At 69.5% G+C, this 13,058-nt stretch carries 12 protein-coding genes; 3 read left to right on the top strand and 9 right to left on the bottom strand.

The features are described from left to right. Positions 1–111 precede the first annotated feature (111 nt). The 7 genes from H7965_RS07755 to H7965_RS07725 all read right to left on the bottom strand — a co-directional run bounded on the left by H7965_RS07755 (position 112) and on the right by H7965_RS07725 (position 7,506). Positions 112–1,083 (bottom strand): Bug family tripartite tricarboxylate transporter substrate binding protein, encoded by a 972-nt coding sequence (locus tag H7965_RS07755; protein WP_186769994.1) that lies wholly within the window; start codon positions 1,081–1,083, stop codon positions 112–114. An 81-nt stretch (positions 1,084–1,164) separates the two neighbouring features. Beyond that, positions 1,165–1,914, bottom strand: a complete 750-nt coding sequence (locus H7965_RS07750) for a hypothetical protein (RefSeq protein ID WP_186769993.1) — start codon at positions 1,912–1,914, stop codon at positions 1,165–1,167. Positions 1,915–1,918: 4 nt separating this feature from the next. After that, the gene (locus H7965_RS07745; protein ID WP_186769992.1) at positions 1,919–3,004 is read right to left on the bottom strand and encodes a malate/lactate/ureidoglycolate dehydrogenase; all 1,086 of its coding nucleotides are present in this window, start codon (positions 3,002–3,004) and stop codon (positions 1,919–1,921) included. Positions 3,005–3,060: 56 nt separating this feature from the next. Further along, positions 3,061–4,164 (bottom strand): ABC transporter ATP-binding protein, encoded by a 1,104-nt coding sequence (locus H7965_RS07740; protein WP_186769991.1) that lies wholly within the window; start codon positions 4,162–4,164, stop codon positions 3,061–3,063. Between the two features lie 3 nt (positions 4,165–4,167). Next, positions 4,168–5,061: a carbohydrate ABC transporter permease gene (locus H7965_RS07735; protein WP_186769990.1), complete on the bottom strand. Its 894-nt coding sequence runs from the start codon at positions 5,059–5,061 to the stop codon at positions 4,168–4,170. Continuing rightward, on the bottom strand, positions 5,061–6,002 hold the full coding sequence (locus H7965_RS07730) for a carbohydrate ABC transporter permease (protein ID WP_186769989.1): 942 nt from the start codon (positions 6,000–6,002) through the stop codon (positions 5,061–5,063). The genes H7965_RS07735 and H7965_RS07730 overlap by 1 nt, the downstream gene beginning before the upstream one ends. A gap of 127 nt (positions 6,003–6,129) precedes the next feature. Continuing rightward, positions 6,130–7,506, bottom strand: a complete 1,377-nt coding sequence (locus H7965_RS07725; protein WP_186769988.1) for an ABC transporter substrate-binding protein — start codon at positions 7,504–7,506, stop codon at positions 6,130–6,132. Between the two features lie 187 nt (positions 7,507–7,693). Between H7965_RS07725 and H7965_RS07720 the strand changes: the two genes are divergently transcribed. The 3 genes from H7965_RS07720 (at position 7,694) to H7965_RS07710 (ending at position 11,225) form a co-directional block, all read left to right on the top strand. Beyond that, positions 7,694–9,043 (top strand): DUF2382 domain-containing protein, encoded by a 1,350-nt coding sequence (locus tag H7965_RS07720; RefSeq protein ID WP_186769987.1) that lies wholly within the window; start codon positions 7,694–7,696, stop codon positions 9,041–9,043. An 83-nt stretch (positions 9,044–9,126) separates the two neighbouring features. Further along, positions 9,127–10,248: an NAD(P)/FAD-dependent oxidoreductase gene (locus tag H7965_RS07715; RefSeq protein WP_186769986.1), complete on the top strand. Its 1,122-nt coding sequence runs from the start codon at positions 9,127–9,129 to the stop codon at positions 10,246–10,248. Continuing rightward, the gene (locus H7965_RS07710; RefSeq protein WP_186769985.1) at positions 10,245–11,225 is read left to right on the top strand and encodes a threonine ammonia-lyase; all 981 of its coding nucleotides are present in this window, start codon (positions 10,245–10,247) and stop codon (positions 11,223–11,225) included. The genes H7965_RS07715 and H7965_RS07710 overlap by 4 nt, the downstream gene beginning before the upstream one ends. 105 nt (positions 11,226–11,330) lie before the next feature. Here H7965_RS07710 and H7965_RS07705 read toward each other — a convergent pair whose 3' ends face one another. Together H7965_RS07705 and aceA are read right to left on the bottom strand one after the other, a co-directional pair. Next, entirely contained in the window at positions 11,331–11,540 is a 210-nt protein-coding gene (locus tag H7965_RS07705; RefSeq protein ID WP_186769984.1) for a hypothetical protein, read from the bottom strand. A 62-nt stretch (positions 11,541–11,602) separates the two neighbouring features. After that, entirely contained in the window at positions 11,603–12,925 is a 1,323-nt protein-coding gene (aceA, locus tag H7965_RS07700; RefSeq protein WP_186769983.1) for an isocitrate lyase, read from the bottom strand. Positions 12,926–13,058: the final 133 nt, after the last annotated feature.

Below are 13,058 nucleotides of genomic sequence, written 5' to 3'. Positions count from 1 at the left end.
CTGCCGGACCTTGCCGCATCCTGGCCGCGGGCGCCCATGCCGAGGCGCAGGTCGGGAGGGACCATCCGGCCTTCCCTCCGTAAGGCTGCGCAGCGGTCCTGACGGGCGTTCCTATTCCGCCCGCACGCCGGTCTCCTTCACCACCGCGCTCCAGATCCGGAGATCCTGGGCGGCGAATTCGGCGAAGGCTTCCGGCGTGCCGCCCATCGGCTGATGCGAGAAGCCGGTCATCCGCTCCCGTACGAAATCGGTGCGCAGCCAGCGGTTGGCCTCGGCATTCAGCCGATCGATGATCGGCCGCGGCGTGCCGGCGGGAGCGGAGATGCCGAACCAGATCTCCTCGTCGAAGCCAGGAATGCCTTCCTCGGCCAGGGTCGGGATCTCCGGCACATCGGCCGCCCGGCTGCTGCCAGTCAGCGACAGGCCGCGCAGCTTCCCTTCCTTCCGCAAGGGGGCGGAGGCGCCGACATTGTCCATGATGTAGTCGCATTCGCCCTGCGACACCGCCAGCAGCGCCGGCGAACTGCCGCGGTAGTGGATCGGCTCGGCCGGGAAGCCGCCGCGCAGCTTGATCCGCTCGCCCATCAACTGGCCGCCGCTGCCGAGGCCGACACTCGCCATGTTGACGCCGCTGCGCTTGGCCTTGGCCCAGGCGAAGAACTCACGGGTGTTCCGCGCCGGAATCTGCGGGTTGATGAGCAGGAACATGCCATATTTGTAGACCAGCATCACCGGCGCGAAGCTGCGCAGCGAGTCGAAGCCCGGGTTGCGCATCACCTGCGGCGAGATGGTCTGGGCGGTGTTGGAGTTGAAGGTCAGGGTATAGCCATCCGGCGCCGAATTGGCGACATGCGCGAGGCCGATGGTGCCGGAGGCGCCAGCCCGGTTCTCCACCACGAAGGTGCCACCGAGGGTGCGGCTCCAATGCTCCGCCAGGTGCCGGGAATACAGATCCTGCGGGGTGCCGGGGGTGGAGGGCATGATGATGCGCACCGGCCGGGTGCCTGGATACTCGGATTGCGCCCGCCCAATGGCCGGCATGGCCAGCAGTCCGGTGACTGCCAGCAATCCTCTGCGCTGCATGGACATTTCCTCGTCACACCGGCGCCGTTGTCGCGCCCTGCAACGAAGTCTAGAGCAGCCGCCCCGGCGAGGAAATCCCGCTCAGCCCCGCGGCATGGCCTCGGGCGGGGTGCGGCCGGGGACCGGGCCCATCAGGCCGAGGTCGATGGCGGTGCGGTAGACCAGCGCGGCGAAGCCCGGGATGCCCGGCAGGGTCTCCAGCTTCATCCGGGCGGCCGGTTCCTCGAGCAGCTTCCGGATCGCCGCGGCATCGCCGGGGGCGACCTTGCTCGGAATCACCGGCCCGCGCTGCGGCGGGGTGCCGAGCAGCAGCCGTTCCAGCATCCGGCTGTCCACCGCGACGACGATGCCGCAGGTCAGCGCCAGATCCGGCTCCGGCCAGGCCAGGCGCGCGCCGAAGACCATGCCGGGGGCGGTGCGCTCCCCCAGATAGCTGTCCCAGATCGTCATCGGCGCCTGATCGGCGAGGCGCTCCACCGCGGCCCCGCCCTCGGCGCCGCGGCCAAGCAGACGGTAGATGTCGAAGCGCGTCGCCTGCAGGGCTGCCAGCATCCGCGCCTCGTCGCTCCCGGGCGGCGGCGGCTCGGCCTTGGCCTGGCGGTCGATGCCGCGGCCGTGGTCGCCGAGCGGGTCGAGCATGCCGAGGTCGAAGGCCGCGACGAGCTGCTCCTCCATGCCCGGCACCACCCGCTTGCCGTCCCAGATGGTAAGGGCGCGGGCCTGCTGGGCGATGCTTGCCAGCGGCACGCGATTCCAGGCGGCGGTGAGGATGCGGCGGCGCGCATCGGCGTAGCGGCGGTAGCGTGCCGCCGGAGTCAGGGTTTCGGACATCAGCTCAGTTCGGGACGGTGACGCCGAGGCTGCGGGCGCAGCGGATGATGGATTCCCAGGTGTCCGGCTGCAGCGGCACGCCGTTCTTCAGCCGCTCGGCCCGCAGCCGCGCCTCCGGCTCGCCGGGCGCCAGCACCTCGCCGCCCGGGGTGTCCGGCTGGCAGGATTTCACCCAGGCGACGTAATCCTCGGCGGTTTGCCGGAACGCCGCCTCGGTGCCGAAATGCCTGGGCGAGATGAAGATGGAGAGCATGCCATTGGCGATGCGGCCGCGCGCATCGACCGGGCCGGAGCAGCCGCCGCCGGTGAAGGCGCCGGCCAGAAGCTCGCACATGAAGGCGAGACCGGAGCCCTTGTGCTCGCCGAAGGCGCGGATGGCGCCGAGGCCGTTGGAGGGGCTGCGCGGGCCGACCTGCTCATACTCGCCATAGAGGGTGTGCGGATCGCCGGACAATGTGCCATCTGGTTCGATCAGCGCATCCGCCGGCAGCGCCTTGCCGCCATTGGAGGCGACCAGCACCTTGCCCTCGGCGACGCGGGAGGTGGCGAAGTCCAGCACCACCGGTGGGTCGGTCGGCACGCCGACGCTGAAGGGCGCGGTGGAGAAGCGCCGCTCCGTGCCGCCGAAGGGTGCCACAAGCACGGAGCCGGCGACATTGACGAAATGGATGGAGATCAGCCCGGCGGCGATCGCCTGCTCGGAATAGGCACCGACCCGGCCGATGTGCCCGGCGTTGCGCAGCGCGATGATGGCGGTGCCGTGCTGCTGCGCGCGCTCGATGCCGAGGGCGGTCGCCTGCGGCGCCACGGTCTGGCCAAACCCCCATTTGGCGTCGAGCACGGCGAAGGCGCCGCCGTCGGTGACGATCTCCGCCTGCTGGCCGGCGACAACATAGCCGGCCTTCTGCCACTCGACATAGCGCGGTACCCGGACCACGCCATGGCTGTCATGCCCGGCGAGGTTGGCGCCGAGCAAGTGGTGGGAGATCCGCCCCGCTTCCGCCGCATCGCAGCCGGAGGCGCGGAAGATGTTGGCAACGAGGGCTTCGAGCGTGTCGGCGCCGATCAGCACCGGGGCATTGGTGTCCATGACGTTCCTTGTAGAGCAATCCCCGCCCGGCTGAAATCAGGCGGGCGAGGCGCAGCCTACAACACCCGGTCGGTCTTCGGATCGATCAGGTGCATCTGGTTCATGTCGGCGGCCAGCGGCAGCCCGCGGCCCGGCTCGGCCGGCGTCGCCGGGTCGATGCGGGCGCAGATCTCGGCGCCCTCCATCCAGAAGTGCAGCAGCGTCTCCATGCCCATCGGCTCCACCACCTCGGGCACCGCCTCGAACACCGCCATGTTCTCGCGGTGGTCGTTCGGCCGCACCTCGGTCAGGTGCTCCGGCCGGAGGCCGAAGAGCAATTCGCGGCCGATGTGCGGGGTGTAGCGTCTGGTGCGGTCGGCCGGCACCGGCAGCACGATGCCTCCCGGCAGTTCGAGGTTCAGCGCCGCGCCACCCTGCTCCAGCCGCACCGGGATGAAGTTCATCGCCGGGCTGCCGATGAAGCCGGCGACGAATTTGGTGGCGGGGTGGTGGTACAGCTCCTGCGGTGGGCCGACCTGCTCGATCACCCCGTGGTTCATCACCACGACCCGGTCGGCCAGGGTCATTGCCTCGATCTGGTCGTGGGTGACGTAGACGGTGGTGGTCTTCACCGTCTGGTGGACCTTCTTGATCTCGGTCCTCATCTGCACCCGGAGCTTGGCGTCGAGGTTCGACAGCGGCTCGTCGAACAGGAACACCTTGGGATCGCGGACGATGGCACGGCCCATCGCCACCCGCTGCCGCTGGCCGCCCGACAGCGCCTTCGGCTTGCGGTCGAGCAGCATGCCGATGTCAAGGATGCGGGCGGCGTTCTCGACCCGGCGACGGATCTCCCCCTTGTCGAATTTCCGCAGCATCAGCCCGAAGGCCATGTTGTCGTAGACCGTCATATGCGGATAGAGCGCGTAATTCTGGAACACCATGGCGATGTCCCGGTCGCGCGGCGGAATGTCGTTGACGAGCGCGCCGCCGATCGCGATGTCGCCGGAGGTGATCTCCTCCAGCCCCGCGATCATCCGGAGCGTGGTCGACTTGCCGCAGCCAGAGGGACCGACGAGGACGACGAACTCATGGTCGGCGATGTCGAGGTCGATCCCCTTCACCGCCTGCACGCCGCCTTCATATTCCTTGACGATCTTCCGCAGAGTTACCTGTGCCATCGCTCAACCCTTCGTCGCGCCGGCGGTCAGGCCAGCGATGTAATAATCCATGAGGAAGGCGTAGACGATCACCGGCGGCAGTGCCGCGAGCAGCGCGCCGGCCATGATCTGCCCCCAGGCGAAGGTGTCGCCGCGCACCAGCTGGCTGACGACGCCGATGGTCAGCGGCATCTGGTCCGGCGTGGTGACGAAGGCGGTCGGGTAGACGAAAGCCGCCCAGGAGACAGTGAAGGCGAAGATGGTCGCGGCGATGATGCCGGGCAGCGCCACCGGGATGAAGATCTTGGTCAGCATCTGCATCCAATTGGCGCCGTCGATCAGCGCCGCCTCGTCCAGCTCCTTCGGGATGGAGGCGAAGTAGCCGATCATGATCCAGGTGCAGAAGGGCACCGTCAGAGTCGGGTAGACCAGCACCAGCCCCCAGATCGAGTTCAGCAGCCCCAGCCCGCCGACGATCTGGTATAAGGGGATGAACAGCAGCGTGTCCGGCACCAGGTAGGTGAGAAAGACGCCGGTCGCCAGCACCTGGCTGCCGAAGAAGCGCATCCGCGCCAGGGCGAAGGCCGCCAGCACCGAGATCACCATGGTCAACACCACGACGATGACGGTGACGATGACGCTGTTGATGAAGAAGCCCTGGAACAGCTTGTCGGTCATCAGCTCCCAGTAATTCATCAGCGTCGGGTTGCGCACGATCCAGGGGTTGCCCTTCTGGTCGGCGATCTCGGCGCTGGTCTTCAGGCTGGTGATCAGCATGTAGAAGGGTGGCGCCAGCATGATGATGGCGCTGAAGACCAGCGAGATATAGGCGGTGACCAGGGCCCAGCGGCGCTCCCTGTGGAGCGAGCCGACCTTGCGGGCGATGCCGCCGCCGACGGTTGCGGTGGTGGCCGACATCACATCTGCTCCTTGTTGCGCCGGGTCACGCCGCGGAGGACGAAGAAGGCGCAGATCGCCAGGATGGGGAACATGAACAGCGACACCGCGGCGCCGCGCGGGATGTTCCCCGACAGGATGCCGACCTGGAAAGCGTAGCTGGCGAAGACATGCGTCAGGTCGCGCGGCCCGCCGTTGGTCAGCACCCGGACGATATCGTAATTGGCGAAGGTGACGATCAGGCTGAACAGCACGGTGATGGAGATGATGTTCGCCATCATCGGCAGGGTCACGTAGCGCAGCCGCTGCAGCCCGGTGGCGCCGTCGATCGCTGCCGCCTCATACAGCTGGTCGGGCACCGATTTCAGCGCCGCCAGGTACATGATCATGAAGAATGGGGCACCGTACCAGACGTTGACGATGATGATGGAGGCGCGGGCCCACCAGGGCTCGCCCAGCCAGGGAATCTGCGGCCCGCCGACCACCGAGAACAGCCAGTTGATCGAGCCGTAGGAAGGATCGAACATCCACCACCAGCCGAGCGTCGACAGCGCCGGCGGGATCACCCAGGGGATCAGCAGCATGCCGCGCCACTTGCGCTGCCCCTTGGCGGGGATGTCGTGCAGCATGTGCGCCAGCCAGAAGCCGATCAGCGCCTTCAGCACCACCGCGGTGATGGCGAAGATGCAGGATTGCCAGGCGACGTTCCAGAAGGTGTCGCTGTCGAACAGGATCTCGAAATTGCCGAAGCCGATGTTCTCGGTCATCCGGCGATTGAGTGTCGACAGATACATGCCGTAGCCGGCGGGGTAGGCGACCAGCCCTGCGACCACAAGGATCAGCGGCAGGGTCATCATGAAGGCGATCGTCGAGCGACGCCGTGCGAAGCGTTCCAGCGTCGTTGCCCGGCCATGCCCGGCAGTACGCGGTGCGCCGGCGGCGAGAGTGCCATCCGCGGCCATCGGAATCTCCTGTGGAGCGATGCAGCATGCTGCGGACGGCTGATGCCGCCCGCGCCTCGGGTCCGGCCGGTGCGGCCGCCCGGGGGTTCAGCCCCTTCTGGGAGTCCCCCTGGGCAGCCGCATGGAATCAGCCGCCGCGGCGGATGGTGTTCAGCTCCCGCTCGACCCAGGCCATCGCCTGGTCCGCGCTTTCGCCGCCCTGGACGATGCGGGCGATGAGCTTGGTGTTCAGGCCCTGGTTGTAGGCCTGCACCGCCAGCGCCGCCGGGGCCGGCGCCATTGCCACCGAGGTGCGCGCATTGTGGTGCGGCTTCAGCGGGTAATTGTAGACCGAGCCGACCGGCGGCCCTTCGGTCTCCCACACCTTGAAGTCGGCCATGCTCGGGAAGGGCGGGATGTCGTAGCCATTGGAGGTATTGGTCTGCCGCTCGGCCTGCTCGCGCTGCGACAGGAACTCCAGGAAGGCCTTCGCCGCCGGCTTGGCCCGGCTGAAGTTCCAGATGCCCCAGAAATATGGCAGGTAGGGCTGGAAGCGGCCCTCCGGCCCGGCCGGCATCGGCACGGTCCAGCAATTCTCCGCCACCTGCGGCGCATCGCGCTTCGCCACCGCCCAGGCCGAGGGCGGGTTGAAGATCAGCGCCGAGCGGCCGGAGATCAGCGCGCGGTTGTTGCCGCCGTCGTCCCAGGCCCAGACGTCGTTCGGCAGGGTCTTCGAGATCCGCACCAGCATGTCGACCGCGGTCCGCAGCTTCGGGTTGTTGCGGACCGTCGGATTGCCCTTCTCATCCATCAGATGGGCGCCGTAGCTGGTCATCAGCGCGCCGACCCAATCCACCGCATCGGTGAAGGAGCCCATCGGCAGGCCGAAGGGGAAGCCGGCGGCGTTGCACTTCTCCGCAGCGACCGCGAAGGTCTCCCAGTTCCAGGTGCTGGCGGTCGGGCCGGGCTTCGGCTCGGCCGGCCACATCTCGCGGATGTCGATGCCGGCGTGCTGCTTGAACAGGTCGAAGCGCACGCAGGGCGGCTTCATCTGGGTGCCGGAGACGGCGGGGACGGCGCGCCACACCCCGTCCTGCTTGCCAAGGTACTCGCCCGCCGGGTTCACCGGGCCGTACTTCTGGATCAGCCGACCCATGATGTCGTCCACCGGCTCCAGCATCCGGGCGTGGTTGGACGGCTCCCAGGTCGGGAAGGACATCAGGTCGTAGCCGGTGCGGGACTGCGCCTGGGCATTGATCGTCAGCAGGATCTGGTTGCCGTTGGAGGTGACGAAGTCCAGCTGGACGTCGACCCGGTTCTTGTCGCCCCATTCCTTGGCGAGCTCGCGGAGGATGCCGTTGCCGGCCGGGACCCAGTGGTCCCAGAAGCCGCAGCGGAGCGTCCCGCCAGTGCCCTGCGCATGCACCATCGGCGCGGCGACCGCCCCGGCCGCGAGCACCCCTGCCCCTGCGCGCAGCACCTGCCGGCGGCTCACGCCGTCGCGGGTGAATTCCTTGTCTGCCATCCTTGGTCTCCCTTGCGGCGGAATTCCCACCGTCGTTAGCCAGGCCTGTTCCGACCCCAGACGGTAACCTACGGCGTTCCGGACGGGTGTGACAACGGGTGGTCGCGTCGTGTGATGATGCGTGACCGGCAGGAACATCCGGGGGCCACGCGCCGTTGGGCCGCTGTCTGGCGGAAAGGCCCAAGGCATGCAGGAAGAGCGGGCCGAGACCGTCATCCCCCTGATCGAGGAAAGACTGACGATCGAACGGGCGAGGCGCCCGACCGGCCGCGTCCGCGTCGCCGTCACCACCACTGCGGAGCAGCGGCTGGTGGAGGAGACGCTGCGCCGCCGCGAGGTCGAGATCACCCGCGTGCCGATAGGCCGGACCGTGGCCGAGCCGCCGCCGGTGCGGGAGGAGGCGGGCAGCCTGGTTATCCCGGTGGTGGAGGAGGTGCTGGTGGTCGAACGCCGGCTGGTGCTGCGCGAGGAGCTCCGGCTGCGGCTGCCAGTGACCGAGCGGCGCGAGACCGCGACCGTCACGCTCCGCCGCCAGGACGTCCGCATCGACCACCTTCCCCCCGCGGCACAACAACAGGAGAGGCAATACATGCGCACGATTACCGGGCTTTTTGATTCCCGCGCCGAGGCGGAACGCACGGTGGAAACACTGGTGCAGCAGCATGGCATCGATCGCAACCGTGTCACCGTCACCGCCGCCGGCAGCGAGAATGTGACCGCTGGCACCACCGAGCGCCGCAGCGAGGAGCATCACGGCTTCCTCGCCTCGCTGCGCGACTTGTTCATGCCGGACGAGGACCGTGCCACCTATGCCGAAGGGCTGCGGCGCGGCGGCATCATGGTCGCCGTCCAGGCGTCCGACGACCAGGTCGAGGCGGTGATGGACGCCTTCGAACGACATGGCGCGGTCGACCTCGACGCGCGCGAGGCGGAATGGCGTGCCGGCGGCTGGACCGGCGAGGCGGTCACCACTGCGCCCTACTCGGCCTATGCCGGAGACGCGGTGATCGGCCCTAGTTCCGACGGCACGCGCACTGGCTTGGCCGCCGAGCCCGTGGGTGATGCGATGACGCCTGCGCAACCGGCACGCCCGGCGGCCCAGGGCGGCCGCACCGCCGCCACCGGCGAGGAGGAGGCGATCCCGCTGGTCGAGGAACGCCTGCGGGTCGGCAAGCGAGAGACCGGCCACGGCCGGGTCCGGGTCCGCACCTATGTCGTCGAAACCCCGGTGCAGGAGCAGGTGACGCTGCACGAGGAACGGGTGGAAGTTGAGCGCCGCCCGGTGGACCGGCCGCTGTCCGATGCCGACCGTGCCGATTTCACCGACCGCGTCATCGAGGCGACGGAAACCTCGGAGGAGGCCGTCGTCAGCAAGGAGGCCCGGGTACGGGAGGAGGTGGTGGTGCGGAAGCAGGCCGGCGAGCGGGTCGAGACCGTCTCCGACACCGTCCGCCATACCGAGGTGGAGGTGGACGACGACCGCAAGCGCGCCACCCCCGGCACCGGAATGCCGCCCGCCCGCAACCCGGATCGCTAGAGCGGAATCGCCCCGGGTGAAAGCACCCGGGGCATCAGCGGCCAGCGCTTGCCGCCGGCCGCGGCAGCGTGGACCATGGCCTGATGGACACCCATTCCGTCGAGGCCATCGTCATTGGCGCGGGCATGGCCGGCGCCACCGCCGCCGCGCATCTCTCGGCCAGCCGCCGCGTGGCGCTGCTGGAAGCCGAGGAGGTCGCCGGCTTCCATGCCACCGGCCGTTCCGCTGCCATCTGGATCCGCAACTATGGCAGCCCGGACGCGCGCATCCTCACCGCCGCCTCCCGTGCCTTCTTCGACACCCCGCCACCAGGCTTCGCCGCGGCACCGCTGACCCGGCGGCGCGACGTGGTGCATCTCGCGCCGCCCGGCCAGGTGGCGCATCTGGAAGCGATGATCGCCGAGGGCAGTGATATCCGGCCGCTGCCGCTGTCGGCCTTGCACGCCATGGTGCCGCCGCTGCGCCCCGGCTACGCGGTGCTGGCGGCCATCGAGACCGATTGCTTCGACCTCGACGTCGCCGCCATCCACCAGGGTTTCCTGCGCCAGTTGCGCGAGCGCGGCGGCACCTTGGCGCTGCGCCACCGCGCCGGGCGGATCTGGAAAACGGCCGGGCTGTGGCATGCCGAGGTCGCCTCCGGCGCCGTCTTCGCCGCGCCGGTGCTGGTCGATGCCGCCGGGGCGTGGGGGGACGAGGTGGCGGCACTTGCCGGGGTCGGCATCATCGGGCTGCAGCCAAAGCGCCGCACCGCCTGCATCATCGACCCCGGTGCGCATGACTGCACGGAATGGCCGCTGCTCGGCGATGTCGACCACAACTGGTACGTCCGGCCGGAAGCACGACGCAAGCTGATGATCTCGCCGGCGGACGAGACCGACAGCCTCCCGCTCGACGCTCAACCGGAGGAGATGGACGTCGCCATCGCCATCGACCGCATGCAGCAGGCGCTGGACATCCCGGTCGCCCGGATCGAGCACAAATGGGCCGGGCTGCGCAGCTTCACGCCCGACCGCGGCCTCGCCGTCGGCGAGGCCCGCGAGGCGGGCTTCTTCTGGATGGTCGGCCAGGGCGGCTACGGCATCCAGACCGCGCCGGCGGCGGGCCGGCTGCTGGCCGCGCTGGTCAACGGCATGGCGCCCGACGCCGATCTGGCGGCGGCGGTGCCGTTGTGCGACCCGAGGCGCTTCGGAGGGCAAGCCACATGAGCGAGACCGTCAGCTTCGCCGATGTCGAGGCTGCGGCCGGGCGGCTGCGCGGCCGGGTCCTGCGCACGCCGCTGCTGCGCCACCCGCTGCTGGACCGGCTCACCAGCGGCACCGTGCTGGTGAAGCCGGAGCCTTTGCAGAAAACCGGCAGCTTCAAGTTGCGTGGCGCCACCAATGCGGCGCTGCTGATGGATGCGGCGGCCCGGCAGGGCGGCGTGGTCACCCATTCCTCGGGAAACCATGGCCAGGCGACCGCCTGCGCGGCGCATCAGCTCGGCATGCGCGCCATCATCGCCATGCCGGCCGATGCGCCGGCGATCAAGGTCGAGAGCACGCGACGCTGGGGCGCCGAGATCATCACCTTCGACCGCGCCACCACCGACCGCGACCGGCTGGCGGAAGCCCTGGCCGCCGAGCATGGCGCAACCTTGATCCCGCCTTTCGACCACCCGCATGTCATCGCCGGCCAGGGCACGCTGGCGATCGAGCTGGTCGAGGATGCCAAGGCGCTGGGGCTGGCCCTGGATGCACTGGCGGTCTGCACCGGCGGCGGCGGGCTGACCGCCGGCTGCGCCCTGGCGATGGAGGCGCTGGCACCGGCCGCCGAGGTCTGGGCGGTGGAGCCGGAGGGCTGGGACGACACCCGCCGCAGCCTCGCCGCCGGCCGGCGCATCGCCAATAACGGCAGCGGCGACGGGCTGTGCGATTCGCTGCTGTCGATGCAGCCGGGCGCCATCACCTTCGCGCTCAACCAGCCGCGCCTGGCCGGCGGTGTCGCAGTGACCCCGGCCGAGGTGTTCCGCGCCATGCGCTTCGCCTTCGAGCATCTGAAGATCGTCGTCGAGCCGGGCGGTGCGGTGGCGCTGGCCGCGGTGCTGGCCGGCAAGCTGGCGACGCGGGGGCGCGTTCTCGGCGTCGTCGTCAGCGGCGGCAATGTGGATCCGGCGGTCTTCGCGCGGGCGCTGGCCGCCCGGTGATGCGCCTCGGCCTGCGCCATCGGCCAGGGCTGGTGGGGTAGGACAAGCTCCGCTCAGCCCGCACCAAATGGGCAGTCTCATCGGCCCTGCCCCGCTTGCGGCCGCTCAGCGCGGCGCCATCCGGCCGCGCTCGGCGCTGGCCCAGCCATGGGCGTGGACCAGCCCGTCGTCGAAGAGCTCCGTCTCCTCCGGGTGCTGCGCCATGGCGGCGGCGACCTCGGCGCGGCGAGAGGCATGGCCGGTCGTATGGGCCGGCTGCTGGGTGGCCCAGCCGTGGGAATGCACCAGGCCGTCGTCGTAATTGTCATGGGACATGGGAAGCGCTCCTCCTGCCTGTGGGGAAAGCGGGCGCCGCGCGGGGCGGCGCCCACTTGGACTCAATGCGCCGGCACGGCTGCGTCGTGGAACTGCGCAGCCTCGGTGCTGCTGGCCAGCGCCGTGGTGCTGGACTGGCCGCCGCCGGCCGCGGTGGCGACGGCGTCGAAGTAGCCGACGCCCACTTCGCGCTGGTGGCGGACGGCGGTGAAGCCCTCGGCCTCGGCGGCGAATTCGGCCTGCTGCAGTTCGCTGTAGGCGCCCATGCCGCGCTCGGCATAACCGCGCGCCAGCTTGAACATGGAAAGGTTCAGGCTGTGGAAGCCGGCCAGCGTCACGAACTGGAACTTATAGCCCATGGCGCCCAGTTCGCGCTGGAATTTGCTGGCCGCCTCGACGCCCATCTTCCGCTGCCAGTTGAAGCTGGGGGAGCAATTATAGGCCAGCATCTTGCCGGGGAATTCGCGGTGGATCGCCTCGGCGAAGTCGCGCGCATCCTGCAGGTCGGGGTCGGAGGTCTCCCACCACAGCAGATCGGCATAGGGCGCATAGGCCAGGCTGCGGGCGATGGCGTATTGCTTGCCGACACCCGGCTTGATGCGGAAGAAGCCTTCGGGCGTCCGGTCGGTGCCGATGAATGGCCGGTCCCGCTCATCCACGTCGCTGGTGAGAAGCTGGGCGCTCTCGGCATCCGTCCGGCACAGCAGCACGGTCGGCACGCCCTCGACATCGGCGGCGAGGCGGGCGGCGTTCAGGGTGCGGATGTGCTGGGCGATCGGCACCAGCACCTTGCCGCCGAGGTGGCCGCACTTCTTCTCCGAGGCGAGCTGGTCCTCGAAATGCACGCCCGCCGCGCCGGCATCGATCATCGCCCGCATCAGCTCATAGGCGTTGAGCGCGCCGCCGAAGCCGGCCTCGGCGTCGGCGACAATCGGCGCCATGTAGTGCGTCGCATCGCCCTTGCCTTCCTGCACCGCGATCTGGTCGGCCCGGCGCAGCGCATTGTTGATCCGCCGCACCACATTGGGGACGCTGTCCACCGGGTAGAGCGACTGGTCCGGGTACATGGTGCCGGCGGTATTGGCATCCGCCGCCACCTGCCAGCCGGAGAGGTAGATCGCCTGCAGCCCCGCCTTCACCTGCTGCAGCGCCTGCATGCCGGTGAGCGCGCCGAGGGTCGGCACCTGCGGCTGGGTCTTCAGCAACTGCCACAGCCGCCGCGCGCCGCGGTCCGCCAGCGTGTGCTGGATGCGGAAGCTGCCGGCCAGCCGCGCCACATCGGCCGGGGTGTAGTCGCGGCGGATGCCGTCGAACCGGCCGGGATCGGGGCGGTCGCCGCCATGGCTGCCGTCTGGGGCCTGGGCGGGGCTGGGCATGGGTCGCATCGGGTTTCTCCAAGCACGCCGGCCTGTGCGCCGGTGAGTGCGTGAATAATTGACATTTCCAGGCCGGAGTTCGACGCCTATCTGGCGCTGCGGGCGGCAAACACGTGGCGGTTTTCACGGATTTGCTGTGAAT

The organism is Siccirubricoccus deserti, from assembly GCF_014283215.1.
Lineage (GTDB): Bacteria > Pseudomonadota > Alphaproteobacteria > Acetobacterales > Acetobacteraceae > Siccirubricoccus > Siccirubricoccus deserti.
The sequence above is the reverse complement of the archived record's forward strand: the minus strand, read 5'-3'. Positions and strand labels throughout refer to the sequence as shown.

Coding starts and splice junctions, on each gene's coding strand:
- H7965_RS07755 (WP_186769994.1), bottom strand. CDS start 1,083: ATGCAGCGCAGAGGATTGCTGGCAGTCACCGGACTGCTGGCCATGCCG.
- H7965_RS07750 (WP_186769993.1), bottom strand. CDS start 1,914: ATGTCCGAAACCCTGACTCCGGCGGCACGCTACCGCCGCTACGCCGAT.
- H7965_RS07745 (WP_186769992.1), bottom strand. CDS start 3,004: ATGGACACCAATGCCCCGGTGCTGATCGGCGCCGACACGCTCGAAGCC.
- H7965_RS07740 (WP_186769991.1), bottom strand. CDS start 4,164: ATGGCACAGGTAACTCTGCGGAAGATCGTCAAGGAATATGAAGGCGGC.
- H7965_RS07735 (WP_186769990.1), bottom strand. CDS start 5,061: ATGTCGGCCACCACCGCAACCGTCGGCGGCGGCATCGCCCGCAAGGTC.
- H7965_RS07730 (WP_186769989.1), bottom strand. CDS start 6,002: ATGGCCGCGGATGGCACTCTCGCCGCCGGCGCACCGCGTACTGCCGGG.
- H7965_RS07725 (WP_186769988.1), bottom strand. CDS start 7,506: ATGGCAGACAAGGAATTCACCCGCGACGGCGTGAGCCGCCGGCAGGTG.
- H7965_RS07720 (WP_186769987.1), top strand. CDS start 7,694: ATGCAGGAAGAGCGGGCCGAGACCGTCATCCCCCTGATCGAGGAAAGA.
- H7965_RS07715 (WP_186769986.1), top strand. CDS start 9,127: ATGGACACCCATTCCGTCGAGGCCATCGTCATTGGCGCGGGCATGGCC.
- H7965_RS07710 (WP_186769985.1), top strand. CDS start 10,245: ATGAGCGAGACCGTCAGCTTCGCCGATGTCGAGGCTGCGGCCGGGCGG.
- H7965_RS07705 (WP_186769984.1), bottom strand. CDS start 11,540: ATGTCCCATGACAATTACGACGACGGCCTGGTGCATTCCCACGGCTGG.
- aceA (WP_186769983.1), bottom strand. CDS start 12,925: ATGCGACCCATGCCCAGCCCCGCCCAGGCCCCAGACGGCAGCCATGGC.